The sequence below is a fragment of the Variovorax sp. BGA-UO-ETr-C22 genome (assembly GCF_059567965.1).
The window spans coordinates 433515-459783 of sequence record NZ_JCAQPA010000010.1; the positions used below are offsets into that span (position 1 = coordinate 433515).

The 26269-nt window shown below is 69.8% G+C and carries 21 protein-coding genes; 5 read left to right on the plus strand and 16 right to left on the minus strand.

Annotated features, from left to right (window positions below; translation table 11 throughout):
- Nucleotides 1-91: 91 nt before the first annotated feature.
- Entirely contained in the window at nucleotides 92-481 is a 390-nt protein-coding gene (locus AC57B8_RS15455; RefSeq protein ID WP_496480063.1) for an energy transducer TonB, read from the minus strand.
- A gap of 224 nt (nucleotides 482-705) precedes the next feature.
- Between AC57B8_RS15455 and AC57B8_RS15460 the strand changes: the two genes are divergently transcribed.
- Complete coding sequence (locus AC57B8_RS15460) at nucleotides 706-1128, plus strand: tripartite tricarboxylate transporter TctB family protein (protein ID WP_496480064.1); 423 nt, start codon at nucleotides 706-708, stop codon at nucleotides 1126-1128.
- 10 nt (nucleotides 1129-1138) lie between these two features.
- Nucleotides 1139-2662, plus strand: coding sequence for a tripartite tricarboxylate transporter permease (locus AC57B8_RS15465; protein ID WP_496480065.1), 1524 nt, complete (start codon nucleotides 1139-1141; stop codon nucleotides 2660-2662).
- A 47-nt stretch (nucleotides 2663-2709) separates the two neighbouring features.
- Here the strand turns inward: AC57B8_RS15465 and AC57B8_RS15470 are convergent, their stop codons facing one another.
- Complete coding sequence (locus AC57B8_RS15470) at nucleotides 2710-4131, minus strand: aminotransferase-like domain-containing protein (RefSeq protein WP_496480066.1); 1422 nt, start codon at nucleotides 4129-4131, stop codon at nucleotides 2710-2712.
- A 110-nt stretch (nucleotides 4132-4241) separates the two neighbouring features.
- On the opposite strand from AC57B8_RS15470, the gene AC57B8_RS15475 reads away from it, so the two are divergent.
- Genes AC57B8_RS15475 through AC57B8_RS15485 form a run of 3 tightly spaced genes read left to right on the plus strand, consistent with a single transcriptional unit; the run spans nucleotide 4242 to nucleotide 6461 of the window.
- Entirely contained in the window at nucleotides 4242-4430 is a 189-nt protein-coding gene (locus AC57B8_RS15475; protein WP_056573062.1) for a DUF2970 domain-containing protein, read from the plus strand.
- Complete coding sequence (locus AC57B8_RS15480) at nucleotides 4430-5155, plus strand: c-type cytochrome (protein ID WP_070060023.1); 726 nt, start codon at nucleotides 4430-4432, stop codon at nucleotides 5153-5155. Before AC57B8_RS15475 ends, AC57B8_RS15480 begins: the two co-directional genes overlap by 1 nt.
- 7 nt (nucleotides 5156-5162) lie before the next feature.
- Entirely contained in the window at nucleotides 5163-6461 is a 1299-nt protein-coding gene (locus tag AC57B8_RS15485; protein WP_496480067.1) for a c-type cytochrome, read from the plus strand.
- A 21-nt stretch (nucleotides 6462-6482) separates the two neighbouring features.
- Here the strand turns inward: AC57B8_RS15485 and AC57B8_RS15490 are convergent, their stop codons facing one another.
- The 14 genes from AC57B8_RS15490 to gspL form a co-directional block, all read right to left on the minus strand.
- A complete protein-coding gene (locus AC57B8_RS15490; protein ID WP_496480068.1) occupies nucleotides 6483-7919 on the minus strand; it encodes an 8-oxoguanine deaminase in 1437 nt (478 codons plus the stop codon).
- Nucleotides 7916-9331, minus strand: coding sequence for a nucleobase:cation symporter-2 family protein (locus AC57B8_RS15495; protein ID WP_496480069.1), 1416 nt, complete (start codon nucleotides 9329-9331; stop codon nucleotides 7916-7918). Before AC57B8_RS15495 ends, AC57B8_RS15490 begins: the two co-directional genes overlap by 4 nt.
- Before the next feature lie 118 nt (nucleotides 9332-9449).
- Nucleotides 9450-10352: a LysR substrate-binding domain-containing protein gene (locus AC57B8_RS15500; protein ID WP_095948271.1), complete on the minus strand. Its 903-nt coding sequence runs from the start codon at nucleotides 10350-10352 to the stop codon at nucleotides 9450-9452.
- 48 nt (nucleotides 10353-10400) lie between these two features.
- Nucleotides 10401-12644, minus strand: coding sequence for a phosphocholine-specific phospholipase C (locus tag AC57B8_RS15505; protein ID WP_496480070.1), 2244 nt, complete (start codon nucleotides 12642-12644; stop codon nucleotides 10401-10403).
- A 15-nt stretch (nucleotides 12645-12659) separates the two neighbouring features.
- Nucleotides 12660-14879, minus strand: coding sequence for a phosphocholine-specific phospholipase C (locus AC57B8_RS15510; RefSeq protein ID WP_496480528.1), 2220 nt, complete (start codon nucleotides 14877-14879; stop codon nucleotides 12660-12662).
- Between the two features lie 32 nt (nucleotides 14880-14911).
- Complete coding sequence (locus AC57B8_RS15515; protein ID WP_159273959.1) at nucleotides 14912-15088, minus strand: hypothetical protein; 177 nt, start codon at nucleotides 15086-15088, stop codon at nucleotides 14912-14914.
- 50 nt (nucleotides 15089-15138) lie between these two features.
- Nucleotides 15139-17196 (minus strand): LamG-like jellyroll fold domain-containing protein, encoded by a 2058-nt coding sequence (locus AC57B8_RS15520; protein WP_496480071.1) that lies wholly within the window; start codon nucleotides 17194-17196, stop codon nucleotides 15139-15141.
- Nucleotides 17197-17661: 465 nt separating this feature from the next.
- Complete coding sequence (locus AC57B8_RS15525) at nucleotides 17662-18561, minus strand: 5'-nucleotidase (protein WP_099795206.1); 900 nt, start codon at nucleotides 18559-18561, stop codon at nucleotides 17662-17664.
- Nucleotides 18562-18583: 22 nt separating this feature from the next.
- A complete protein-coding gene (gene gspF / locus AC57B8_RS15530) occupies nucleotides 18584-19828 on the minus strand; it encodes a type II secretion system inner membrane protein GspF (protein WP_496480072.1) in 1245 nt (414 codons plus the stop codon).
- Nucleotides 19829-19837: 9 nt separating this feature from the next.
- Nucleotides 19838-21229: a GspE/PulE family protein gene (locus AC57B8_RS15535; protein ID WP_139700924.1), complete on the minus strand. Its 1392-nt coding sequence runs from the start codon at nucleotides 21227-21229 to the stop codon at nucleotides 19838-19840.
- Nucleotides 21230-21256: 27 nt separating this feature from the next.
- Nucleotides 21257-23590, minus strand: a complete 2334-nt coding sequence (gspD, locus tag AC57B8_RS15540) for a type II secretion system secretin GspD (RefSeq protein ID WP_496480073.1) — start codon at nucleotides 23588-23590, stop codon at nucleotides 21257-21259.
- Between the two features lie 7 nt (nucleotides 23591-23597).
- A complete protein-coding gene (gspN, locus tag AC57B8_RS15545) occupies nucleotides 23598-24401 on the minus strand; it encodes a type II secretion system protein N (protein WP_159278470.1) in 804 nt (267 codons plus the stop codon).
- 23 nt (nucleotides 24402-24424) lie between these two features.
- Nucleotides 24425-24976, minus strand: coding sequence for a type II secretion system protein M (locus tag AC57B8_RS15550; protein WP_095948277.1), 552 nt, complete (start codon nucleotides 24974-24976; stop codon nucleotides 24425-24427).
- Nucleotides 24973-26184 carry a type II secretion system protein GspL gene (gspL, locus tag AC57B8_RS15555; protein ID WP_159278469.1) on the minus strand — a complete coding sequence of 404 codons (1212 nt, stop codon included), beginning with the start codon at nucleotides 26182-26184 and terminating at the stop codon, nucleotides 24973-24975. The genes AC57B8_RS15550 and gspL overlap by 4 nt, the downstream gene beginning before the upstream one ends.
- Nucleotides 26185-26269: the final 85 nt, after the last annotated feature.

Here is a 26269-nt window from a genome sequence, read left to right on the forward strand (position 1 = left end):
CTTGAACGCCTAGTTTTGAAGATTACTCACAGCTAGCGAATGGTTTGGAGCAGATTACAAGCGAAATTTGCCCTGACATGACCCAGCCAACCTAATTCATCGTCGGCTGCTGCGGCGGCGACGTGATGAAGAACCGGATCGGCACTTCCCGCCACACCACCGTGCCATCGTCCGGCGTCGGCTTGAAGCGCCATGTGCGGACGGTCTCGACGGCCGAGCGGTCCAGCAGTGCATGGCCGCTCGATTCCTTCACCTCGACGCTCGCCGGAAGGCCGGCCGGCGTGGTGCGCACGCGCAGCAGCACCATGCCTTGCTCCCCGTTCATCCGCGATTCGGCCGGGTAGGGCGCGTTCGGGTTGGGGGGCTGCGGCGACCATTCGCCGGGCGCCGGCGGCGGCGGTGCCGCGCAGGCGGCGAGCAGCGCGGCGGTGGCAGCGACCGCCAGGAGCGCGTGTCGGGGAGCGTGGCGTGGTGTCTTCATCGGTGTTCCGCAATCCTTCGAAAGGAGGCCCCGCGCATTGTGACCCGGGCGCGTTCACCGCCTTCGCGCCCGGTACGTAGTTCCCCTCGCGCCTGCGTCAGATTCCGATCAGCTTGCAAAAAGAGCATCGATCCGTCCGGAATTTCCCTCCGGACGGAGACACGCCCGCGCCGGTTTTGCCGGTCGCGGGCGCATTCGAATCACAACACTCCGTGAGCGTATGAATGAAAAATAGAAACCTTGTCAGAGGTCTGTTCCTCATGGCGATCGCGCTGGCCTTCGGCCTGACCGCGCTGCGCTATCCCATCGGCGATTTCAGCCGGGCGGGGCCGGGCCTGTTCCCCGTGATGGTGAGCAGCCTGCTGCTGCTGATCGGCGTGGCCACCGTGGCCCGGTCGTTCGTGGTGGCGCCGGTGGTGCTGGACCTGAACTTCAAGAACATCGGACTCATCCTGTCGAGCCTGTGCGGGTTCGCGCTGATCTCGATGTACGTGAACATGATCGCGGGCATCGTCTTCATGGTGTTCTGTTCGGCCTTCGCGGGCAGCTCCAATTCGTGGGTGCGCAACGTGAAGATCTCGGCGGGCCTGATCGCCATGGCGCTGGCGCTGCAGAAGCTGCTCGGCCTGAACCTGCCGCTTTTCTGAGGCCACGACCATGACGGAAGTCCTGAACAACCTGGCGTTCGGTTTCTCGCACGCCCTGACACTGCACAACCTGATGTACTGCGCCATCGGCTGCACGGTGGGCACGCTGGTCGGCCTGCTGCCGGGCCTGGGGCCGCTGGCCACCATCAGCCTGCTGCTGCCGCTGACGTATTCGATTCCCACCACCGGCGCGCTGATCATGCTGGCCGGCATCTACTACGGTGCGCAGTACGGCGACAGCGTGAGCGCGATCACGATGAAGATTCCGCACGCCAGCAGCATCGTGGCCTGCATCGACGGCTACGCGATGACGCTCAAGGGCCAGACGGGCCTGGCGCTGTTCACGGCGGGCTTCTCCAGCTTCATCGGCGGCACGGTCGCGATTTTGGTGCTGTCGTTCCTGGCGCCGACGCTGGGCGAGGTGGCCTTCCTGTTCGGCCCGGCGGACTACGTCGCGATGATGCTGGTGGGCTTCGTGTGCGTGAGCTTCGTGACCACGGGCAGCCTGCTGAACGGGCTGGCGATGTGCATGATCGGCGTGCTGCTGGGCACCATCGGCACCGACGTGAACAGCGGCATGGCGCGCTTCACGATGGACATGCCGTTCCTGACCGACGGCGTGGGCATCGTGAGCATTGCGCTGGGCTGCTTCGGCATCGCCGAGATCACCAAGAACCTCGACTCGCGCGAGGAGCGCTCGCCCTTCAATGGCAAGATCAACCTCATTCCGACCTGGGCGGAGTTCAAGCGGATCATTCCCAGCGCGCTGCGCGGCAGCGTGGTCGGCTCCATCCTGGGCATCCTGCCCGGCGGCGGCCCGACCATTGCGCAGTTCGCGGCGTACGCGCTCGACAAGAAGGTCAGCAAGTACAAGCACGAGATCGGCACCGGCTGCATCGAGGGCGTGGCCGGCCAGGCGGCGGCCGACGAGGCGGCGGCGCGCACGAGCTTCATTCCGCTCATGAGCATCGGCATTCCCGAGAACGCGGTCATGGCGCTGATGCTGGCGGCCTTCATCATCAAGGGCATCCAGCCGGGCCCGAACATGATCGCCAGCCACCCCGAGCTGTTCTGGGGCCTGGTGGCCAGCATGTGGATCGGCAACGTGTTCCTGCTGGTGCTGAACGTGCCGCTGGTGCGCTACTGGCTGTCGGTGTTCAAGATCCCGTACAGCGTGCTGTTCCCGTCGATCCTGTTCTTCTGCTGCATCGGCACCTACAGCGTGAACAACAACCTGCAGGACGTGTTCATCACCGCCGCGTTCGGCTTCATGGGCTACATGTTCATGCGGCTGGAGCTCGACGCCGCGCCGCTCATGCTGGGCTTCATCCTCGGGCCGATGCTCGAGGAGAACTTCCGCCGCGCGATGCTGCTCAGCCGCGGCGGCTTCGGCACCTTCGTCTCGCGGCCCATCAGCGGCACGCTGCTGGGGCTGATCGCGATCTTCGTGGTGTGGCAGCTGGTGGCGTTCGTGCTGCAGGCGCGCAGGAAGAACGGGGCGCGGGCGCCGGTCGCGCTGGAACCGCAAGAGTAGGTCGACAGGCCCGCACAACGCCCGCCCCTTCGGCGGGCGTTGTCGTTTCAGCTCGCTTCTTCTGCCACCAACCGCCCGAGCGTCTGCAGGGCCTGCTCGCTGTGCGCGTCCCACGCGTGGCCGTAGTTCAGGCGCAGGCAGTTCGAGAACGCACGCGTGGCCGAGAAGATCGGCCCGGGCGCGACGCTGATGCCGCGCTCCAGCGCCAGGCGATGGATCTCCAGCGCATCCACCTGCGCCGGCAATTCCACCCACAGGAAGTACCCGCCCAGCGGCCGCGTGGCGCGCGTGCCGGCCGGAAAGTAATGGCCCACGGCCTGCGCGAAGCTGGCCTGCTGCATCGCCAGCGTCTGGCGCAGCTTGCGCAGGTGCTTGTCGAAGCCGCCCTTCTCGAGGTAGTCGGCCAGCGCCAGCTGCGCGGGCACCGAGGTGCTGAGCGTGGTCGTGAGCTTCTGGCGCGCCACCTTGCGCGCGAAGCGCCCGGCCGAGGCCCAGCCGATGCGGTAGCCGGGCGCGAGGCTTTTCGAGAACGACGAGCAGTGCAGCACCAGCCCCTGCGTGTCGAAGGCCTTGGCCGGCGGCGGGCGGCGCTCGCCGAAGTAGAGCTCGGCGTACACGTCGTCTTCGATGAGCGGCAGCTCGTGCCGCGCGAGCAGTTCGACCAGCGCCTTCTTCTTCGCGTCGGGCATGAGGCTGCCCAGCGGGTTCTGGAAGGTGGTCATGAGCCAGCAGGCGGTCGGCTTGTGGGCGGCGATGGCCTGCGCGAGCGCGTCGAGGTCGATGCCTTCGCCCGGGTGCGTGGGCACCTCGATGGCGCGCAGGCCCATGCGTTCGAGCGCCTGCAGCGCGGCATAGAAGGTGGGCGACTCGACGATCACCGCGTCGCCCGGCCGCGTCACGGCCGAGAGGCACAGGTTGAGCGCCTCGAGTGCGCCATTGGTGACCACGATCTCCTCGGCCGGCACCGGCAGGCCGTCGGCCAGGTAGCGCAGCGCGATCTGGCGGCGCAGGGCCGCGCTGCCGGGCGTGAGGTCGTCCACGGTGCGCCACGGGTCGAGCGACTTGGCGCTGGCCGCCATGAACTGGCCCAGCCGCGCCAGCGGAAACAGCAGCGGGCTCGGAAAGGCCGAGCCGAAGGGTACGACCAGGCGCGACATGCTGGCTTCGAGGATGTCGAAGACCTGGTCGCTCACCTCGAGCGCGCGCGGGCCTTCGGCGGGGCGTGAGGTGAGGGTGGTCTCGGGTGGCGCGTCGCGCAGGCCGCCGCCGGCCACGTAGTAGCCCGAGCGGTCGCGCGCGCGCACCAGCCCGCGCGCCTCCAGCAGGTAGTAGGCTTGGAACACGGTGGAGGCGCTCACGCCGCGGCTGCTGCCCGTGTGGCGCACGGAGGGCAGGCGGTCGCCGGTCTTGAGGGTGCCGTTGCGGATCGAGGCCTCGATGTCCGAGGCCAGGGCTTCGTAGCGTTTCATCGGGGCTTCATCGGTGGGCCGTTGTCATTCGCGGGGACTCTAATCTGATATGGTGAATCGAGCTGGATCTGCATCTGTTTTTTTTGGCCCGTTTGCGCGACAGTGGACCCATGTTCAATCTGATGCGCGCGGTGCGCGCCGTACTCTGGAGCTTCATCGGGCTGGGCGGCCGCCGGGCCGACGCCGACAAGCGGACCGCCCAGCTGGGCATCCTGCCGCTGATCGGCGTGGGGCTGTGCATGGCCCTGCTGCTGATCGCGGGCCTGCTGGCCCTGGCGCATTTCGCGGCAGGCACGTGATGAAGGCCGTGCTCCACCGGGCAGCGCTGGCCCTGGCGCTGCTGTTGCCGCTCGCGCCGGTTGCGGCGCAGGCCGCGACCACCACCGTGCCCGACACCATCGAGCAGCGCGTGGCCGCCTGCATCGCCTGCCACGGGCGCGAGGGCGCCACCACCAATGCCGGTTTCTTTCCGCGCCTGGCGGGCAAGCCGGCGGGCTACCTGTTCAACCAGCTCGTGAGTTTTCGCGACGGGCGCCGCTTCAACAGCGACATGACCTACATGGTCCAGCACCTGTCGGACGACTACCTGCGCGAGATGGCCGAGTACTTTGCGAACCTGTCGCTGCCGTACGCGGCGGTTTCGCCGCAGAGCGACGCCTCGCCCGAGCAGCTGCGCCGCGGCCGCCAGCTCGCGCTCGAAGGCGATGCCGCGCGCCAGATCCCGGCCTGCGTGCAGTGCCACGGCGCCGCCCTCACGGGCGTGCAGCCGGCCATTCCGGGCCTGCTGGGCCTGCCGCGGCTGTATGTGTCGTCGCAGCTCGGCGCCTGGCTCACCAAGGAGCGCCACGCGCCCGCGCCCGACTGCATGGCGCAGATCGGCCAGCGCATGACCACCGCCGACATCAACGCCGTGGCCAGCTGGCTGGCCGTGCAGCCGATGCCGGCCGACACCCGCCCGGCGGCCTCGCTGCCCGCGCCGCTGCCCGTCACCTGCGGCGGCATGCCCACCGCGGCGAAACCCTGAGAACCCGATGACCGCGCGACTGAGACATTTCGGCTGGGCCCTGCTGGGCCTGGTCACCCTGGCGGCCGTGCTGGCCGGCGTCGTGCTGGCGCTGAACCTGCGCGGCGAAGACCCGCTGCCCGAACACGCCGAAGCCTTCGAGGCCACGCCTCAGCTCGTCGAGCGCGGGCGCTACCTCGCGCTGGCGGGCAACTGCGCCGGCTGCCACACCACGCGCGGCGGCCAGCCCTATGCGGGCGGCGTGCCGCTCGAAACGCCGTTCGGCACCATCTACGCGACCAACCTCACGCCCGATGCGACGCACGGCATCGGCGGCTGGAGCAGCGCGCATTTCTGGCGCGCCATGCACAACGGCCGCAGCAAGGACGGGCGCCTGCTGTATCCGGCCTTCCCGTACCCGAACTTCACGCAGGTCACGCGCGAAGACTCCGACGCCCTGTACGCCTACCTGCGCAGCGTGGCGCCGGCCAACACCGAAAACAAGGCGCACCGCCTGCGCTTTCCGTACGACACGCAGGCCGCGCTCGCGGTGTGGCGCGCGCTCTCGTTCAAGCCGCAGCCCTTCGTGGCGAACGCGAACAAGCCGGCCGAATGGAACCGCGGTGCCTACCTCGTGGGTGGGCTGGGCCACTGCATCGCCTGCCACGGCAGCCGCAACTCGCTGGGCGCGACCGAAACCAAGCTCGGGCTCTCGGGCGGCCTGATCGCGGTGGAGAACTGGTACGCGCCCTCGCTGGCCGACCCGCACGAAGCGGGCGTGGCCGACTGGCCCGCGGCCGATGTCGTGGCGCTGCTCAAGTCGGGCACCGCCCCGCGGGGCTCGGTGATGGGCCCGATGGCCGACGTCGTGTTCCGCAGCACGCAGTACCTGAGCGACGCCGACCTGGGCGCGATGGCCATCTACCTGAAGGACCTGCCCGAGGCCGTGAAGAAGGACGCCCCCGAAGCAATCAAGGCCCCCGCCGCGCCGGTGCGGCGCGATGCCGGCGCGATGGTGCGCGGCGCGAAGATCTACGACCAGCGCTGCGCCTACTGCCACGGCGACCAGGGCCAGGGCGCGGCCGGCGCCTACCCGCCGCTCGCGGGCAACCGCGCGGTGACGATGGCGCGGCCCACCAACCTGATCCAGGTGGTCGCGCACGGCGGCTTCCTGCCCGCGACGGCCGGCAACCCGCGCCCCTACGGCATGCCGCCGTTCGGACACGCGCTCGACGCCACCGAGGTGGCCGAGGTGCTCACCTACATCCGCGGGTCGTGGGGCAACAACGCCGCGCCGGTCACGCAGCTGGACACCATGCGCCGCTGACGCGCACGGCGCACCGCTTTTTCAGGCGGTGTGCGGATGCCGCACGCTGTCGTACAGCGTGCGCGCCAGGTCGCGGTGCGTGGCCAGCAGCGGCGCCAGCTCGAAGCCCGTGAAGCGCCCGTCGCGGATGCGGACCACGCCGTCGATCACGCTCAACGCGGCCGCCACCGGCGTGCAGAACACCAGCGCCGCGACCGGGTCGTGCCAGGCGCCCGCGTGGTCCACGCCGCGCATGTCGAAGGCCACGAGGTCGGCCGACATGCCCGGCGCCAGCGCGCCGATGTCGTCGCGCCCGAGCACGCGGGCGCCGCCGAGCGTGGCGATCTCCAGCGCCTCGCGCGCGGTCATCGCAGCCGGGCCGTAGCCCACGCGCTGCAGCAGCATGGCCTGGCGCGCCTCGCCCAGCATGTGCGCGCCGTCGTTCGACGCGCTGCCGTCCACGCCCAGGCCCACGGGCACGCCCGCGCGCCGCATCGCGCCGATGGGCGCGATGCCCGAAGCCAGCCGCATGTTCGAGCACGGGCAGTGCGCCACGCCGGTGCCGGTGCGCCCGAAGAGCGCGATGCCGGCGTCGTCCAGCTTCACGCAGTGCGCGTGCCACACGTCGTGGCCGACCCAGCCCAGGTCTTCGGCGTACTCGGCTGGCGTCATGCCGAACTTCTCGCGCGAGTACGCCACGTCGTTGTCGTTCTCGGCCAGGTGCGTGTGCAGCGACACGCCGCGTGCGCGCGCCAGCTCGGCCGACAGCCGCATCAGGTCGCGCGACACCGAGAACGGCGAGCAGGGCGCCAGCACGATGCGGCGCATCGAATGGCGCGCGGGGTTGTGCCAGCGGTCGATGAGCCGCTCGCTGTCGCGCAGGATCGCCGCCTCGGTCTCCACCACCTCGTCGGGTGGCAGCCCGCCGGCGCTGCGGCCCACGCTCATGCTGCCGCGCGCCGCGTGGAAGCGCATGCCCATGGCGTCGGCCGCCTCGATCGAGTCGTCGAGCCGCGAGCCGTTCGGAAACAGGTAGAGGTGGTCGCTGGTGGTGGTGCAGCCCGAGCGCATGAGCTCGGCCATGGCGGTCTGCGTCGACACGCGGATCATCTCGGGCGTGAGCCGCGCCCACAGCAGGTACAGGTTGGTGAGCCAGCCGAAAAGCTCGGCGTCCTGTGCCTCGGGCACGGCACGCGTGAGGCTCTGGTACATGTGGTGGTGCGTGTTGACCAGTCCGGGCATCACGACATGGCCGTGCATGTCGATGGCCTCGGCCTGGCCGCTGCGCAGCGCGTCGAGGTACGGTGCCGGCAGCTCGGCCGTGGCGCCCACCCAGGCGACGGCGGGGCCGTCCATCACCACGGCGCCGTCGGCGATCTCGCGCCGCGCGGCGTCCATGGTGACCAGCACGTCCGCGTGGCGCACGATCAGCAGCGGCGGGCGCTGCGGTGAAGAGGACGAAGGATTCTGGAAGGTCATTCGGTACCGTGCGAAGTGCGCGCGGCCATCGCGAAGGAGCGTTCCTTCGACAGCACGCCGTTGTAGAAAAGATTGAGCAGCACCGCGGCCAGCGTGCCCAGCACGATGCCGCTGTGCGTCAGCGGATGGGTCCAGGCGGGAAAGTGCTGGAAGAAGTTGGGCGACAGCGTGGGGATCAATCCGAGCCCGATGGAGATGGCGATCACGTACAGCGCGTGGCGGTTGTGCGCATAGTCGATCGCGCCCAGGATGCGCACGCCCGTGGCCGCCACCATGCCGAACATCACGATGCCCGCGCCGCCGAGCACGAACTGCGGCACCGAGGCCACGATGTGCGCGATCTTCGGAAAGAGCGCCAGCGCGATCAGCATCAGGCCACCGCCCGCCGCCACGTAGCGCGAGCGCACGCCCGTCACCGTGACCAGCCCCACGTTCTGCGAGAACGAGGTGTACGGAAAGGTGTTGAACACGCCACCGATGACCGTGCCCAGACCGTCGGCGCGCAGCCCGCGCGTGAGTGCATCGGTCGTCACCTTGCGGCCGGTGATCTCGCCCAGCGCGAGGAACATGCCGGTCGATTCGACCAGCGTGATGAGCATCACGATGCACATCGAGGCAATGGCCGTGAGCTCGAAGCGCGGCAGGCCGAAGTGGAAGGGCGTTGTCACGGCGACCCAGCTCGCTTCTTCGAGTCCATCGAAGTGCATGCGCCCGAGCGCCAGCGACACGCCCACGCCGAACACGATGCCCAGCAGCACCGCGATGTTGGCGATGAGGCCCTTGCCGAAGCGCGTGATCGCGATGATCACCGCCAGCACCGCCGCGGCAATCGCCAGGTTCACCGGCTCGCCGTAGGCCGGGTTGGCCACCGCGTGCGCCACGCCGTCGACCATGCGGGTCGCGGTGGGCTGGCCGCCGGCGGCCCAGTTGATGGCCACGCCCATGAGCGACACGCCGATCAGCGTGATGACCGTGCCCGTGACCAGCGGCGGAAACACGCCCAGCACGCGCCCCATGAGCGGCGCGACGAGCATGCCGAACACGCCCGCCACGATGGTCGCGCCGTAGATCGCGGGCAGCCCGAGCGAGGGGTCCATGCCGATGGCGATCATCGGCCCGACCGCCGCGAAGGTCACGCCCATCATCACCGGCATGCGGATGCCGAAGCGCCAGAAGCCGATGGCCTGCACCAGCGTGGCGATGCCGGCGGCGAACAGGTCGGCGTTGATGAGGAAGGCGATGTCGGCCTTCGAGAGGCCGAGCGCACCGCCCACGATGAGCGGCACGGCCACCGTGCCCGCGTACATCACGAGCACGTGCTGCAGGCTCAATGCGCCGCAACGTGCGAGCGGAAGCTTCTGGTCGACCCCTTCGCCGTCTCCTGCGGGGGTCTTTTTATCGTTCGAGAACATGGGAACCTTTCCTGCCGATGAACCGGCGCGGCAGTCTAGGAGCGATGTCTTTGCACATGCAAAGTCAATAAATGACGCGCCCTGTGCACAAAAAGTGGACGGTCATCCAGGGTGCATGTCAGGGCGCCAGCAGGTCGTCCAGGCAGGCCACGACATGGTTCGCGAACAGCTCGGCCGCCGCGCTCGGCGCCTGCGCGGCGCGGGTCTCGAGCGTGAGCGTCTGCGCGCGCAGCGTGGTGTCGCGCAGCGGCACGAAGACCAGGCTGCCGTCGTTGCGCTCCTCGTCCACGTCCAGGCGATTGAGCAGCGTGATGCCGCCGCCGTCGCGCACCAGCCGGCGCATCAGCGCGGTGGAGGTGGTCTCGACCACCGGCGACACGCGGATGGCCGAGCGCTCGAACGCGGCATCGAGGATTGGGCGGATCGACAGCGAAGGCGCGGGCAGGATCAGCGGGTAGCCCACGCACTCCGCCAGCAGTGCGGTCGCATGCGCCGTGAGCGGATGGCCCGGCGGCACCACCGCGCCGATCGGCCACTCGCTGCTGAACAGCGTGCGAAAGCCGGCCGTGCCGGGCACGTCGTAGGCCAGCGCCAGGTCGGCATCGCCTTCGGCCACGCTGCGCAGCACGGCCGCGATGGGCAGGCCCAGCAGCTTCAGCTGGATGCCCGGGTGCGCGGCGCGAAAGCGCTGCACCACGGCCGGCAGGAAGGCGTCGGCCAGACCGGCCGTGGTGGCCAGCGTGACCTCGCCCTGGCGCAGGCCGCGCACGTCCTCGATGCGCTGGCGCACGAGGTCGAACTCGCGCAGCGTGCCGCGCGCGTGCGCCAGCACGATCTCGCCCACAGGCGTGAGCTTGAGCGTGTTGTGGATGCGCTCGAACAGCGGTGCGCCCAGTTCTTCCTCGAGGTTGAGGATCTGGCGGTTGACGGCCGTGGGCACCACGTGCAACTGCTCGGCCGCCTTGCGGATCGAGCCCGCGCGAACCACTTCGACGAAGTACCGGATGACCTTGGCGTGCATGAATTCCCCCGCGCCGCTGGCGGGCGCGGGGGGATCATGCCTACGTCTTCAGAGGTCGGGCAAGCCCATCGCCGGATCGCTGACCGTGTGCTTGCCGGTTTCCACGCGGCCGGCGAAGCGGCGGTAGAAGGCCGGGTCGCTGTCGCAGGTGACGGCGAAGTCGTACCACTGGCCGCTGGCGGCGAGTTCCCAGTGCTGCTCGGCCTGGGCGCCGCCGTTCACCGTCGCGTTCCACGGGCCGTCGTCGCGGTAGGCCTTGGCGCGCACCGTGAACTTGCAGGCGGCCTTGCCGTCGTTGCGCATCTGCAGGTACACGTTGCCGTTGGCGATGTCGTAGCAGACACGCACCTCGGGCGCGGCCACGCCGCCGGCGCGCAGGCGGTTGAGGTCGCCCTTGAAGTGGCGGTGGTAGCCGTTGGGGCCGAGCACCCACAGGTCGTAGAAGCCGCTGTTGTCGATCGCAGCGGTCCAGCTGTCGTCGAGTGTCTTGCCAGGCTCGACCATGTAGCGGCGCGGCAGGCGGTCGAGGTTGAGCTTGTCGTACACATGGAACACGGCGGCGGCCTTGCCGGTGTTCGAGAAGACCAGCTTCACGGTGCCGGCGAGGGTGTCGGCCCTGGCGCTCGTGTGCAGCTCGTAGGGCAGGGCACGCGACGGGCGTGTGCCGGTGGCCTGGCGCGGCAGTTGCGGGTCGGTCGGCAGCGGCACCAGCGGCAGCGCCTGCTGGTCGTTGCGCACCTTGTCGGCATCGGTTCGGCTCAACTTGCCTGCGAGTTGGGGCGGGGCCTCGGTGTTCGGCGTGGCGAAGTTGAAGGCGCTCGTGAGGTCGCCGCACACCGCGCGACGGAACGGCGAGATGTTGGGCTCCTTCACGCCGAAGCGCGTTTCGAGGAAGCGCAGCACCGAGGTGTGGTCGAAGGCCTGCGAGCTGACCCAGCCGCCGCGGCTCCAGGGCGAGATCACGTACAGCGGCACGCGCGGGCCGGGGCCGAACACGCGGTTGTCGGGCTTGGGCTGCGAGGTGCTGCCGTCGGGCGCCGGCTGCGTGAAGTACTCGTGCTTCAGGGCGTCGGCGGCGAGTGTGGTCTTGCCGGCCGGTGTCTTGTCGGGGTTGAGCGAAGGCGCCGACGGCGAGGGCATGTGGTCGAAGTAGCCGTCGTTCTCGTCGAAGTTGACCAGCAGCACGGTCTTGCTCCACACCTCGGGCACGGCGGTGAGCGCATCGAGGATTTCCTGGAGGAACCATGCGCCCTGCACCGGGCTGGACGGGCCCGGATGCTCGCAGTAGGCCGAGGGCGCGTTGATCCAGCTCACCTGTGGCAGGCGGCCGGCCTTGATGTCGCGCCGGAACGCGTCCAGGTAGTCCTCGGGCTTGTCGCCGGGCAGCGTGTTGGCGATGCCCTTGTACAGCGGGTTGCCGGGGTTGTCGCTGGCCGCGTCGTAGGCGTGGAAGGGAAGCTTCTGGCCCGTGTCGGAAAACGGCGCCTTGTAGTAGCCGCTGGTCACCGGGTAGGGCGACGCGCGGTTGGCGCGGCGGAACTGGCGGAACGCGCCCAGCATGTTGTCGCCCCATTCGTCGGGCATGTTCTGGTAGCAGATCCAGCTCACGCCGGCGTCTTCGAGGCGCTCGGCGTAGGTCTTCCATGTGTAGCCGGTGTCGACCTTGCTGGGGGTGGCGTCCAGCCAGTCCCACTCGTTGCTGACGAAGGCCACGTTCTGTGCGGTCGGGCCGTTGGTGCCGGTGATGTGGAACGAGCGGTTCGCGTCGGTGCCGGTGTGCATCGCGCAGTGGTACGCGTCGCACAGCGTGAAGGCGTCGGCCAGCGCGAACTGGAACGGGATCTCGGCCTGCTTGTGGTAGCCCATGGCCTTGGGCGTCTTGTAGCGCGCCCATTCGTTCATGCGGCCGCCGCCCCAGGCCTGCTGGCTGTCGTCCCAGTCGTGCGGCGTGCCGCCGTCGCGCTGTGCGTTGCCCTTGCGGCTGTCGAAGTGGTATGGCAGCACCACGTTGCCGTTGGCATCGCTTTGCTGCCAGACGTTGAGGCCCTTGGGCAGCGGAATGGGGAAGCGGTCGCCGAAGCCACGCACGCCGGCCAGCGTGCCGAAGTAGTGGTCGAACGAACGGTTCTCCTGCATCAGGATCACGACGTGCTCGACGTCCTTGATCGTGCCGGTCTTGTTGTTGGCCGGAATGGCCAGCGCGCGGCGGATGCTCGGCGGAAAGGCCGAGAGCGCGAGCGCGGCGGCACCGGTGGTGGCGGTGCCGGTGAGGAAGGTGCGGCGGGAGGTCATGGTGTCACCCCGGCCTCAGGCGGCGGCCGTGCCCATGGCCGGGTCGCTCACCGAATGCCGGCCGGTTTCCACGCGGCCCGCGAAGCGCCGGTAGTAGCTGGTGTCGGCGTCGCAGGTCACTTCGAAGTCGTACCAGGCGCCGCTGGCGGCCAGGTCCCAGTGCTGCTCGGCCGAGGTGCCGCCGGCCACGGTCGCGGTCCACGGGCCGTCGGTGCGGTAGGCCCGGGGACGCACGGTGAACTTGCAGGCGTTGCGACCGCCGTTGAGCATCTGCAGGTAGACATTGCCGTTGGCGATGTCGTAGCACACGCGCACTTCGGGGTTGGGCGCATCGCCGGCGCGCAGGCTGTTCAGGTCGCCGCGGAAATGACGGTGGAAGCCGTTGGGGCCGAGCACCCACAGATCGTAGAAGCCCGTGTTGTCGAGCATCGCGTTCCAGGTGTCGTCCAGCGTCTTGCCGGCCTCGACCATGTAGCGGCGCGGCAGGCGTTCCAGGTTGAGCTTGTCGTACACGTGGAACACGGCGGCGGCCTTGCCGGTGTTGGCGAACAGCAGCCGCACCTTGCCGCTGGTGGCGTCGTTGCGCGCGCTCACGTGCAGCTCGTAGGGCAGGGCGCGCGAGGGGCGTGTGCCGGCGGCCTGGCGCGGCAGCTGCGGCGTGGCGGGCATCGGGACCTGCGCCTGGGCTTCCTGCGCCGCGCGCTTGTCGTTCGCCTGCGTGCGACTCGTGCGGCCGGCCAGCGTCGGCAGCACTTCGTTGTTGGGCGTGGCGAAGTTGAAGGCGCTCGTCAGGTCACCGCACACCGCGCGACGGAACGGCGAGATGTTCGGCTCCTTCACGCCGAAGCGGGCCTCGATGAAGCGGATCACCGAGGTGTGGTCGAAGGCCTGCGAGTTCACCCAGCCGCCGCGGCTCCAGGGCGAGATCACGTACATCGGCACGCGCACGCCGGGGCCGTAGACGCGGCCATCGGGCGCGGGCTGCCTGGTGGTGCCCGGCGGCTTGGGGTGCGTGAAGCGTTCGAAGGCGATGTCGGCCTCGGGCAGCGTCGTCTTGCCGGCGGGCGAGCCGTCGGGGTTGAGCGAGGGCGCGGCGGGCGAGGGGTAGTGGTCGAAGTAGCCGTCGTTCTCGTCGAAGTTGATGAGCAGCACGGTCTTGCTCCACACCTCGGGCACAGCGGTGAGGGCATCGAGCGTTTCCTGGATGTACCAGCCGCCTTCCACCGGGCTCGACGGTCCGGGGTGCTCCGAGTAGGTGGCGGGCGCGATGATCCACGACACCTGCGGCAGCTTGCCGTTCTTCACGTCGTTGCGGAAGGCGTTCAGGTACTCGTCCACGTTGGCGCCGGGCATCGTGTTGGCGATGCCCTTGTACAGCGGGTTGCCGGCGTCGTCGCTGGCCGGGTCGTAGGCCGGCACCGGGCCGGTGTTCTTGATCGGCTTGCCCGAGGCCTCGCTGGCCTGGCGGTACTGCTTGAAGCCGACCAGCGGGTTGTCGCCGAAGTTGTCGCGCATGTTTTCATACACGATCCAGCTGACGCCGGCGGCCTGCAGGCGCTCGGGGAAGGTCTTCCACTCGTAGCCGGTGGTCGAGGGCGGCGTGTAGCTGTCGTCCCACTCGTTGGTGACCGAGGCCACGTTCGCACCCGTGGGGCCGTTGGTGCCGGTCCAGTGGAACATGCGGTTCGAGTTGGTGCCGGTGTGCATGCTGCAGTGGTAGCCGTCGCACAGCGTGAAGGCGTTGGCCAACGCGAACTGGTACGGCAGTTCGGCCTGCTCGAGGTAGCCCATGGCCTGGGTGTACGGCGCGGTGCCGGTCTTCTTGTACTTGACCCACTGGTACGCACGGCCGCCGTCCCAGGCGTTCTGGCCGTCGTTCCAGTCGTGCGGCGTGCCCGCGACGCGCTGTGCGTTGCCCTTGGTCTGGTCCAGGTGGTAGGGCAGCACGGGCGCGCCCGTCTCGTCGGCCTGCTGCCACACGTTGCGACCGCCCGGCAGCGGAATGGTGAAGCGGTCGCCGAAACCACGCACGCCCATGAGCGTGCCGAAGTAGTGGTCGAACGAACGGTTCTCCTGCATCAGGATGACGATGTGCTCGACGTCCTTGATGGTGCCGGTCTTGTTGTTGGCCGGAATGGCCAGCGCGCGGCGGATGCTCGGCGGGAAGGCCGAGAGGGCGAGGGCGGCGGCGCCGGTGGTGGCGGTGCCCGTGAGGAATTTGCGGCGTGAATTCATGGTCTTGTCGTGGGATGTCATGACGTCGCGGGTCACGGTGCGCAGCGCATTTCGGGCTTCACGCCGGGCTCGGGCTGGGGCTGCGGTGGCGGCGTGATGACGGGCGGAATGCCGCCGCCGCCGTTGTCGCTGCCACCGCAGGCGGACAGCGTGCAGGCCAGGAGGAAGGCGGCCAGCAGGCGCGCGGGGAGGGAAGCTTGAAGCAGCATGGGGTGATCCTCTCTTTGTGATGTCGTGGAGATCGGGGTGATCGGAGTAATCAGGGCGCCAGTGCCGACAGCGGCTGGCCCGAGGTGTAGATGGCCGTGAGCTCTTCGGCAGTGAGCGCGCGGTTCCAGATCGCGAAGTCGTTGAAGTCCATCGCGCCGCGTGGCGAAGCCGACCAGCGCTGGTAGTACAGGCCGGTGGCGTCTTCGTTCAGGGCGATGCCCTTGCCCAGGCCGCCGAGAGCGGCGACCAGCGCATTCGAGAGCGCGACGCTGCCGGTCTGCGTGCCCTTCACGGGGTCGAACACATAGCCGCTCATGTTCTTGCCGGCCTTGTCGACGACCATCGCCACGTAGGCCCAGCGGCCCGCGCTCAGGAAGTGCTTGCCCTTGATCTCGCCGCGGCCGCTGCCGGTGCCGGTGTTGAAGCGCAGCTCGCAGTTGCTGAACAGGCCGAGTGCCAGGCCGGCGTTGTCGCCGGTGTCGTAGTTCTTGTTGGCGATGACCGAGGCGCCGTTGCTCACGCCCTGGCTGCAGGTGGCGTCGGTGCGCAGCCAGAAGCCGAAGGTGAAGGCGGCCACGGCGGGGGCCGTGGTCACGTCGCGCGTCTGCAGCAGCTTGTAGCCGGCCATGCCGCTCGCGTTCTTGATGCGGCTGTCCACGCGCAGCGCCTGCACGCGGTAGGGCGGCTGGAAGTTGTCGTCGGCCACGAGCGAGCCACTGTCGGCATCCGCGGCCATGGGCGCGAGCGTCGCGGTGGCGTTGAGGTCCAGCGCGGGCAGTGCGTCGAGCGGGAAGAGGTTGACCAGGCCCACCTTCACGTAGGCGATCTGCGCGGAGACCGAGACGTTGGCGCCGCCGGCGGCGACCGTGTACTGGAACGCGTAGAGGCCGTCGGCCGCGGCCTTGACGGGGTCGGTGTAGCGCGTGGCGCCGGCCGGCAGCGTGGCGATGGGCTTGCCGTCGCGCAGCACCTGCACCGGGCCGCCGAGGTCGCCCGCGAGGGTCCACGAGAGTTCGATGCTGCTGCGGTCGGCGCTGGTGCGGGCCGCGAGCTGCTGCACGGCGGTGGTGGCCTGCAGGGCCTGGCCGTTGAGGTTGTAGGCCGCGGTCGCGGGCAGTGCGCCAAGGTGGCGCAGCACCGTGGGCGCGATGTCGGTCGCGGCGGCCGATTGGCGCAGCGCGGTGTCGTCGGCCGGCGAGGCGGCGCTGACGGCGGGCAACGCGGGCAGGGTCTTGTTGCTGGCGATGAAGACGGTCTTGTTGTCGACGTCCTTCAGGCTGGTGACGCCGCCGAAGGCATCGAGGCCGTGGCCGGTCGTGAGGATCACGAGCCAGTCTTCCTTCGCATCGTTGGCCGTGCGTTGCGCGATGCGCGCGAGCAGCTGGCCGACGGCCGTTGCGGTGTCGGAGACGGCGCGCTGGTAGCTGTCGCTGCGCAGGCCGTTGGCGGCCGCGGCGGCGGGCGCGCTGTACTGCGCCACGAGCAGGTCGTAGCCTGCGCCGATGAGGCGCGTGGTGTTGGCGGTCACGCAGGCGTCGGCACCGGCGCAGTCGACGGCGGTGTCGAGCGTGCCGGTTTCCGCGAGCAGCAGGTTCGGATACAGCGTGTTGGCGGTGACCGATGCGGTGAGGTAGCCCGCGTCCTTCTTCTGCTTCGCGAAGGCGAAGACCGAGGGCGCGAGCTTGGCGTCGATGCGTTGGTCCGCGGTGTCGGCGCGCACCGCGTGGCGCGGCACCCAGGTGCCGGTCAGCAGCGTGGCCCAGCCGGGGCCGTCGGTGGCGGGCTGCTCGCTGAGCGCGCCGTCGGTGCCGCCGGTCCATGCGGGAGCGAGCTGCAGCGATTGCAGCGCGGCCGGCACCTTCTTCTGTGCGATGGCGTCGCGCAATGCTGCATGCGTGAGGCCGTCGATCTCGACGATCAGCGCCTTCGGGCCGCTCTTGCCTTCGTTGGGCGTGCTGGCCGGGGGCGGCGTCGGGGTGCCGCTGATCGGGGGAAAGGCAACGCCACCGCCGCCTCCACCGCCGCAGGCCGCGAGCGCGGCGGAAATCGCAAGGGGCAACAGCCAGCGCGTGAGAGGCGCGGCGTGCGTGAGGGAGTTCGGACGCATCGGAAAAGCCGTTCGGTTCTTGTTGTCTGTCGAGGGAGGTGAAAGGCCGGCGCGAAAAAAAGTGCCACGAAGGCACTGCGCACCGGACAGGCGACAAGACTAGGGAGAACCCGTTACTCGGCAGTGAACGAGCGATGACAGTGGGACGAAACGCGTGTGACAACGCGCTGGTCTGCGGCTTCGTGGAGACCGCGAAAGAGGGGCGGGGGCGCGTGCACAGGACACCGGGTACTCCCCTCCGCGAATGTCCTCCGGCCTGCGGCCTCCCCCTTAATTTCGCTGCGGGGAGTACCCAGTGCCCTGCGCACGAGAGGCGCGGCTGTGGTGTTGGCCAATCAACGACCGCACTGCCCATCGATCACGTCGATGGGGTGCCTTGCGCAGCGAAATCAAGGAGGAGGCCGAAGGCCGGAGGACATTCGCGGAGCAAGGTGCCCCGTCGGCGGAATCGCGTCCTGAACGGCGTCAGGACTCGTTGCTGATGCCGCTCGACACATGCCCCGCAGGCACATGCCGCGAGGCCGCATCGACGTGACCGGTCTGGTCGTCGAAGAAGAAGTCGGGCTCGAACTCGCGCAGGAACTCGCCCTTGGGCAGGCCGCCGAGGAACATCGCTTCGTCGACGCGGATGTTCCACTTCATGAGCGTGCGGATCGCGCGCTCGTGCGCCGGTGCACTGCGCGCCGTGACCAGCGCGGTGCGGATGCGCATCTGCGCGTTGCCCGCCATCTGCAGGCGGTGCAAGGCCATCAGCAGCGGCTTGAACGGGCCTTCGGGCAGGGGCAGGTCGGCCTTGCTGAGTTCGTGCGCCTGGAAGGCGTCGAGGCCCTCGGCCTGGAACACGCGCTCGGCTTCGTCGCTGAAGAGCACGGCGTCGCCGTCGAAGGCGATGCGCACTTCGTTCGGCCACGCGTCGCTGGCTTTCACCGATTCGACCAGCACGCGCGCGGCCGGAAAGCCCGCGGCGAGCGCTTCGCGCACGTCCTGCGCGTTGACCGACAGGAACAGGTGCGCGCGCAGCGGGCGCAAATAGCCGAAGGGCGGGCGGCCTTGGGTGAACACGCCGCGCTGCAGCTTGATGTCGGCCGCGGCGCTCGACTTGAAGATGCGCATGCCCGACACCGGGTCGTTGCGCGAAAGAATGACCACCTCGACGCGCTGCACGCCGTCTTCGTTGAAGCGCAGCAGCTTGCGGATCAGCGACGACGCGATGCCGGGGGCGGCCGGCTCATCGATGCGGTCGAGCTGCAGCTTCATGTAGCCCTCGTTGTCGCCGGCCTCGAAGATCTTGTTTTCTTCTTCGAGGTTGAACAGGGCCCGCGAGGAGATCGCGACCACGAGTTTGTCTTCGAGCGTTACGGGCATGTGAGGGGCTCCCCGTCCGTCGTCACTTGACGAACTGATTGAGCTGGATGATAGGCAGCATCACGGCCAGCACGATGAGCATCACGACGCCGCCCATTGCGACGATGAGCAGCGGCTCGAGGATGGTGGCCAGGTGCATCGCGCGGCGCTGCACTTCGGCGCCCAGCTGGTTGGCGGCGCGTTGCAGCATCACGGGCAGCGTGCCGGTCTGCTCGCCCAGGCGCGCGAACATCGACACCAGCCCCGGGAAGCGTTTCTTCTGCGCCAGCGCGGAGGCCAGCGGCGCGCCTTCGCGCACCAGCACCAGCGCGTCGAGCGCGTCGGCGCGCATGGCGCGGTTGCCCAGCGTTTCGGAGGCGGCCTGCAGCGCACGCAAGATGGGCACGCCGGCCGTGGCCAGCATGGCGAGCGTGCTGGCGAAGCGCGCCGCGTTGTAGCCGCGCGCGAGCTTGCCGACCAGCGGCAGCTTGAGCCAGGCGGCATCGAACTTGAGACGGAAGGCCTCCTGCGCCAGCGCGATGCGCGCACCGATGGCCGCGATCACCACGGCGCCCAGCATCCACCAGCCGTAGTTGCGCACGGCCGCGCTCAGCGACAGCATCACGGTCGTGAGGAAGGGCAGCGAGCGCTTGGTGCCCGCGAACACCTGCGCCACCTGCGGTACCACGTAGCTCACGAGGAAGATCACGATCACGATCGCCACCAGCGTGACGATGGCCGGGTACAGCGCCGCGCCGATCAGCTTCTGCTGCAGCACCTGGCGCTCTTCGAGGTCGTCCGCGAGGCGTTCGAGCACGAGCCCGAGGTTGCCGCTTTGCTCGCCGGCGCCGATCACGGCGGTGTAGATGGGCGAGAACTCGCGCGGGTGCGCCGACAGCGCGCGCGCGAAGGGCGAGCCCGCGTTGACCTCGGCGCGCAGCGAGGCCACGAGGTTGCGTTGCGGTTCCGATTCGGCCTCGTCGGTGAGGGCCGTGAGTGCGCGTTCCAGCGGCAGGCCGGCCGAGATGAGGCCCGCGAGCTGGCGCGTCCACACGGCGAGGTTCGTCGAGCCGAAGACCCGCTTGCCGCCGCCGAGCCAGCGCGTGAGCGCGTTGCTTCCGGCGCCGCCGCCACCGGCCGCATCGCCGCTGCCGACCGGCTTGACCGACAGCGGAATGAGCGCCTGCGCCCGCAGCAGGCCGCGTGCGGCGCGTGCGGTGTCGGCCTCGAGCACGCCTTCGCGCGACTGGCCGCTGGCATCGATGGCTTCGAAGGAATAGGCGGGCATCGCGGGTTGCTACTCGCGGGTGACGCGCAGCAATTCGGCGCGCGAGGTGATGCCGGCCTGCACCAGCCGTTCGCCGTCTTCGCGCATGGAGCGCAGGCCGCCGCGCGCGCCGGCTTCGAACAGCGCGCTCTCGGCGGCCTTGCCGTGGATGAGGGCCTGCACTTCGTCGTCGGCCACGAGTAGCTCGAAGATGCCGGTGCGGCCCTGGTAGCCGGTCTGGCCGCAGGCCTCGCAGCCCGGGCCGCCGCAGGCCGTGCAGACCTTGCGCACGAGGCGCTGCGCCAGCACGCCGAGCAGCGACGAGCTCAGCAGGAAGGGCTCCACGCCCATGTCGGTCAGGCGCGTGACGGCACTCACCGAGTCGTTGGTGTGCAGCGTGGCCAGCACGAGGTGGCCGGTGAGCGAGGCCTGGATGGCGATCTGCGCGGTTTCGAAGTCGCGGATTTCGCCGATCATGATCACGTCGGGGTCCTGCCGCAGGATGGCGCGCAGGGCCTTGGCGAAGGTGAGTTCGATCTTGGCGTTGATCTGCGTCTGGCCCACGCCCGGCAGCTCGTACTCGATCGGGTCTTCCACCGTCATGATGTTGCTGCGGCTCGCATCGAGGCGGGCCAGCGCGGCATACAGCGTGGTGGTCTTGCCCGAGCCGGTGGGGCCGGTCACGAGGATGATGCCGTGCGGCTGCGCAATGAGCTTTTCGAAGCGCGCCAGCGAGTCGCCCTGCATGCCGACCGATTCGAGCGTGAGCTTCGATTCGCTCTTGTCCAGCAGGCGCAGCACGGCGCGTTCGCCGTGCGCGCTGGGCAGCGTCGACACCCGCACGTCGACCGCGCGCGTGCCGATGCGCAGGCTGATGCGCCCGTCCTGCGGCAGCCGCTTCTCGGAGATGTCGAGGTCGGCCATGATCTTCAGGCGCGAGATCAGCGCGGCGTGCAGCGCGCGGTTGGGCTGCACCACTTCGCGCAGCGTGCCGTCGATGCGAAAGCGCACCGACGACGTGCGCTCGTAGGGCTCGATGTGGATGTCGCTGGCGCCGTCGCGCGCGGCCTGCGTGAGCAGCGCGTTCAGCATGCGGATGATGGGCGCGTCGCCGGCGCTGGCCAGCAGGTCTTCGACCGCCGGCAGCTCCTGCATCATGCGCGAGAGGTCGGCGTCGTTCTGCACTTCGCTGACCACCGCGGCGGCGCTCGATTCGCCCTGCGCGTAGGCGGCGCTGATGCGCTGCGCGAGCGGGCCGTCGTCGAGCACCTCGAAGGCCTGCACGCCGTACTTGCGGGTCACTTCACCGACCGCGCTGCGCGCCGGGTGGGAAGACATCCACAGCGTGTGGCGGCCGTCGTCCGTGGCTTCGAGCAGCAGTTGCTGGCTGCGTGCGAACGCGTAGGGCAGGGGATAGCGCATGGGTGGCTGGCGTGTGCGAAACGGGGCTCAGGGCAGCTCGCGCGAGCTGGTCGGGTCGGCGGTGGGCGGCAGCGCGCCGCGCAGCGGGCTGGGCGCGAGCCGGCGGTTGTCGGTGGCGGGGCGCGGCGGCGGGATGAGCTGCGTGCCTTCCATGCGGGTCTCGCTGCTCTTCTTGCCGCTGTCGTTGCTGTTGAGGCGGTTGATGCGCACCAGCGGCGCCTCGGGCAGCACGGGCGCCGAGTCGACACCGCGCAGCATGATGTTGTCGGTGTTGGGCTGCGTGCGCTGCTGCATGCCGCGGATCTCGTCGTAGCGGTCGTAGGCGAAGGCTTCGGTGGAGGCGCCGTCGCGCATCACGGCGGGGCGCAGGAACATCATGAGGTTGCTCTTGTCGCGCGTGCGCACCTCGTTCTTGAACAGGTTGCCGAGCACCGGGATGTCGCCGGCCACGGGCACCTTCTCGACGGTGTTGCCGTAGTTGTCCGACAGCAGGCCGCCGAGCATCACGAGCCCGCCGTCTTCCACCAGCACGCTCGACTCGATGGAGCGCTTGTTGGTGGTCGGGCCATTCGGGTCCTTGGCCGTGTTCTGGTCGACCGTGGAGGTCTCCTGGAAGATGGTCATCTTCACGGTGCCGTTCTCGTTGATGGTCGGGCGCACGCGCAGCGTGAGGCCCACGTCCTTGCGCTCCACCGTGGTGAACGGGTTGATGCCGACCGAGCCCGAGGTGCTGGCGTACTGGCCGGTCACGAAGGGCACGTTCTGGCCGATGACGATCTTGGCTTCTTCGTTGTCCAGCGTCAGCAGGTTGGGCGTGGACAGCACGTTGGCGTCGCCGTCGCTGTTGAAGAAGTTGGCGATGGCGCCCAGGATGTACTGGCCGCCGATCTTGCCGGCGATGCCCAGGTTCAGGCCGGTGGAGGGCCGCACGTTGGCGACGTCGCGCGTGGCCAGGGCCTGCGTCAGCGCCAGGATGTTGGCGCTGGCCAGGCTGGAGTTGGTGCCGATGACGGCGTTGTTGCCCAGCGCGCTTTGCCACTGCACGCCGAAGTTGGCGGCCTTCTTGGCGCTGACTTCGACGATGAGCGCCTCGATCATCACCTGCGCGCGGCGGCCGTCGAGCTTGTCGATCACGGCGCGCATCTGGCGGTACTGCGGCTCGGGCGCGGTGATGATCAGCGAGTTGGTGCTCGGGTCGGCCTGGATCTGGCCGCCGGTGGACGGCTGGTTGGCGTTGTTCAGCGGCGCGTTGGCCGCGGCCGAACCGCCGCCCTGGGTGTTGTTGCCGCCGAAGCCGGCCTGCGTCATCGGCATGCTGGCCGGCGGCACCGACGAACCGGCGCTGCCCGTGGCGCCGGGCGCGCCCGGCACCTGCGACTGCTGCTGGCTCGCGGCCATGGCGGCGCGCAGCGTGGCGGCCAGGCGCACCGCATCGGCGTTTTTCAGGTAGACCACGTAGATGTTGCCGGCCGCGCCGTTGCTGCTTTCGGCCGGCGCACGGTCGAGCTTCTCGACCAGCGTGCGCACGAGCTGCGCGCGCGCGGGGTTGGCGGCGCGAAGGATCAGCGAGTTGCTGCGCGGGTCGGCCATCAGCGTGGTGCGGAACGACGCGTCGGCCCCGCCCGGTGCGGCGGCGCCCGGTGCACCCGCACCACCACCTTCGACCAGGCGCGTGACCAGCGGCACCATGTCGGTGGCGACCGAATGCTTGAGCTGGATGACTTCGATGTCGGACGCGTTGGGCACGTCGAGCGACGCGATGATGCGCGCCAGCCGGCGCATGTTGTCGGCGTAGTCGGTGATCACGAGCGAGTTGTTGCCCGGGTTCACGTTGATGGTGTTGTTCGGCGGGATCAGCGGGCGCAGCACCGGCAGCAGGCTGTTGGCCGACTCGTAGTTCAGGCGAAAGATCTGCGTGACGATCTGGTTGCCCGCGGCCGCGCTGGCGCCGCCGATGGAGGTGTTGACGGTGCTGGTCTGCAGCTTGGCGTCGGCCTCGGGCACGACCTTGTACAGGCCGTCGGCTTCCACCACCGCGAAGCCCTGCAGGCGCAGTGCGGCGGCGAACTGGTTGAACGCGGCGGCCGGCGCCAGCGGGCGGTCGGTGACCAGGTTCATGGTGCCCTTGACGCGGGGATCGACCACCACGTCGCGCCCCGTGACCACGGCCATGGTGCGGGCCACGGCCTCGATGTCGGCGGCGGCGAAGTTCAGCGTGATCGGTTCGCCGCGCCGGGGGGCGTCGCCGGTCTGCGCGTAGGCGGGCGGCAGCACCGGCACGAACGACGCAGCGATCAGCAGGCGCACCGCGAGTGCGACGAGGCCGGGGCGGGCGCCGGACGAGGACAGAGGCTTCTTCATGGTCGGATCAACCCAGGGTGATGATCGAGCGCGCACCGTCGCGCCGCCCGATGATGTTCAACAAATTGGAAAGTGCGTCTTCGCGGCCCGGTGCCGCGCTGGCTTCGCCGTTGAAGCGCAACGCGGTGCCGCTCCAGTCGCCGCTGCCGTTCAGTTCGAGGCTGCCTTCGCGCGTGCTCAGCAGCAGCGTGGGGCGCGTGCCGCCTTCGAGCGACAGGCGGTAGCTGCCCATCGGCCGCAGGGTCGACAGGGCGGATGACACATCGGTGGCGTCGAGCGTGGCCTGGCCTTCGATGCGCAATGCGGGGCCGTCCCACTGCATGGCGAAGGCGCGGGTGTTGAGGTCGAGGGCGCCTTCGAGCTTGAGCGTGTTCCAGGGCGCGCCCAGGCCGGTGAGCAGCGTGGCGGGCCAGCGCGAGCGGGCGTCCTGCCAGGCGAGCTGCAGGCCGTTGGCGCGCGGGCTGGCTTGCAGGCCCAGCGGTTGCGCTGCGCAGCAAGAGAGGTCAAGTCGCGCCGAAAGGCCGCGCCAGTTCGGCCACATGCGCCAGTTCAAGAGGCCGGGCAGCGAGACGGCCTGCGTGCCGCCGGCGCCGCTGGCGAACACGACGGCGGCGGTGCCGTTCCAGACCGTGCCGCGCGGGTTGACCAGCAGCAGGCGGCCTTGTGTCCAGCCCGAGAGCGCCGAGGCGAGCCAGCGCGCCGGCGCGAACAGCACGACCGCGACCAGCATGCCGGTGGCGGCGCCGAGCACGGCCCAGCGCCAGCTGCCGCGGCGCGGCTGGAGGTCGGGGACCGGGGGACGTCTCGCCATGCCGTGCGGTGCGTGGGGCTGCTTCAGCGCGGGGCGGGCAGCGCCATCACGAGCGTGCCGTCCCAGCGGGGTTGCGGAGGTTGGTCGGGCGTGGCGGGTGCGGGCTTGGCGCCCGGCGGCGGCGGTGCGACGGGCGCGCGCGTCAGGTGCACTTCGCGCGGCACGGCGTGGGCATTGCCGCGCGCCTGTGCGAGCCATTGCGCCAGGTTCTGGGCGGGCGCGCCGCGCAGCGTGACGGTGGCGGCGCCGTCGCCACCGGCCGTCATGAGCTGGGCGTTCGTGACGCCGAGGCCGTCGCGCACCGAGCTTTCGAGCGCGCGCAGGGCGTCGTCGCGCGCCAGGCGCGGTTGCGACTGCAGCGCCTTCGCGCGGTTCTGCAAGGTGGCCATCTGCTGGAGCTGGGCGTCGAGCCGCGCGTGTTCGGCCGGTGCCGCGGCCAGCGTGCGCAGCGCGGGGGCGAGCGCAATCCACCAGAGCAAGGCCAGTGCCACCAGCGCGACGGCGCCGATGACGAGGCGGCGCTCGCGCATCCCGAGGACGGCCCAGCGGGCCTTGAGTTGTTCGCTGAAGTTCATCGGTTGGCCTCGGCCTGCACCAGCAGCAGGTCGCCTTCGGTGCGCACCTGGTAGCCGCGCGGCGACAGCGCGGCGGTGATCTGCGTGACCTCCTGCGGCTGCAGCCCGAGGCCGCGCAGGCGCAGCTGGCCGGCGCTGAAGTCGATGGCGCTCGGCGAGCGGCCGGGCGGCAGGGCGGTGGCGATGGCGCCGACCATGGGTTCGAAATCGCTCGGTGCCACGTCGCCCACGGCCTGTTGCAGGGCGGCGACCTCGCGGCCCATCTGGAGCGGCGCGTCGACCACGATCTTCACCGAGGGAAAGGTCTGCGTCAGGATGGCGCGCGTGGCCTGGCGCTTGGACTCGAGCGCGTTGCGCTCCTTCCAGGCCCAGGCGTTCAGGCCGATCAATTGCGTCAGCAACAGCACCACGACGCCCCAGCGCGCGGCGCGCCATTCGGGCGCGAAGCGCAGCGTCTGCAGCACCGAGGCGAATTTCTTGCCGGCGCGCGCGCGGCCCGTCACGGCCAGGTCGAACTGCGCGAGCTCCCAGGGCGTGCGCGTGGCGTGCAGCCAGCGCTGCGGCGCCTGCACGATCGGCACGCGGCGCTGCAGCAGGTGCTCGGCGGCTTCGGCCACGGCGGGTTCGGTGGTGATGACGGCGGTGTCCAGCGGCAGGCCGTTCGACAGGGCCAGACCCGCGCCGGCCAGCGGCAGCGAGACCACGCCGTCGCCGTCGCAGACCGTGAGTTGCGGCGCCTCGGGCTCGCCCGTGACCTGCAGCAGCGGCGGCGCGTCGGCCGGCTGCGGCGTGAATTCGGGAACGATGCGCACGACGCGCCGGCCGGCGGCTTCGAGCCCTTGCACGACGCTGCGCAGCCAGATGCGGTTGCAGGCCGCGACCCACACCGGCTCGCCGGCCTTGGCGTCGGGCGCGAGCGCGAAGTGCAGGGCTTCCGGGTCGTCGAGCAGGTGCTCTTCGAGCAGGCCGTCGAGCACGGCGCGCAGCTTCGAGGTGCTGCCCATGCTGCCCTTGGGCAGCGTGACGCGGTGCCACGACAGCGCCGAGGACGGAATGCCGAGCGTGACCTCGGGGCCCGACGGCAGCAACGTCAGCAGCGCGCGGCCCTGGTCGCGCAGGGCAATGCCGTCCTCACCGGCCTGGGCCCAGTCGTACTCACCCGCGGCGTCGGCCGGAGGGAGGGGGGCAAGGAGCAGCAGCGGGGTCATGTCGGGGGGTGTCGGAAAAGCCGGTGATTGTAGGAGGGTGGCTTACAAGTTGTTGCTATTGTTTGAATAGCATATCTTGCAGAGA